The 839-nt window shown below is 60.7% G+C and carries 1 protein-coding gene; it reads right to left on the bottom strand.

Translation table 11 applies throughout. The features are described from left to right. A partial coding sequence (locus BTH42_RS34170; protein WP_178392304.1) for a type VI secretion system Vgr family protein occupies positions 1-839 on the bottom strand: 839 nt, incomplete at both ends.

Here is an 839-nt window from a genome sequence, read left to right as displayed (position 1 = left end):
CCCGCGACAAGCGCCGCCGAGGCCGGAGTACTCATCAGCAGGCCCGGCTGTTTCAGCCCGTCCAGATCGTCCTTTATCTGTTGCTGGGCGTCGGTGTCGGCAGGTTCTGCCTTCGCGCTTTGCGCTGATGCGGCCAGCGCCTTCGCGGTCGCCAGCGCGCTTTCTAGTTGCGCGATGGTCTCCTGCATATCCAGTTGTTTGCCAGTGGCAGCAGGGCGGTCATACGCCGTCAGCATCAAGCCCTTGCCCGCTCGATTCACGCCGTAACCCGATGTGCGCTGCTCGAAGCCTTCGCCCCTGCATTCAAGTTTGCTGTTCACCAGATAGCCGAGATTCAGTTGCGACTTGCCCGAATGTTCGGTACTGAGCTTGATGCCTTCCTGGCCTTCCCAATCCTCCATCCGCAACTTGTTGTTCTTCTGCGTGCGGATCACGTTACGCGAAAGCCAGCGACGGTCGTTCGTCACCAGGTCGCGCGCCTGGCTGTGATGGTGGAAAGCAGAAATCTCGGGTTTGTCCGGGTCGCCGTCGCGACAGGTAATCACGGCTTCGGCATCGTCCAGAGCCGGGAAGTGCATACCCGTTTGTCCCTTGCCCGCAAACGGCTTTGCCAGCCGCAGCGGCACGCTTTCGCCGCCGTTGGGCCACGTTTCCAAGTCCGAATCAAAGCGGACGATATAGCGCCCGTCCTTGTCGATGTACGAGTAGGTATAGCTGTCCGGGCTGCAAATCCGCCCGCTGAGTGTGCCGCTCACCTTCGCCCATTTTTCCGGCTCCAGTTCCAGACGGAAACGCCGGTCGGCGGGGATCGCCCTGAATGAGTTTGAATAGGGCTTGTC

Source organism: Burkholderia sp. SRS-W-2-2016 (assembly GCF_001931485.1).
GTDB lineage: Bacteria > Pseudomonadota > Gammaproteobacteria > Burkholderiales > Burkholderiaceae > Paraburkholderia.
Note: the sequence above shows the minus strand (reverse complement) of the source record. Positions and strands in the feature narration are given on the sequence as shown.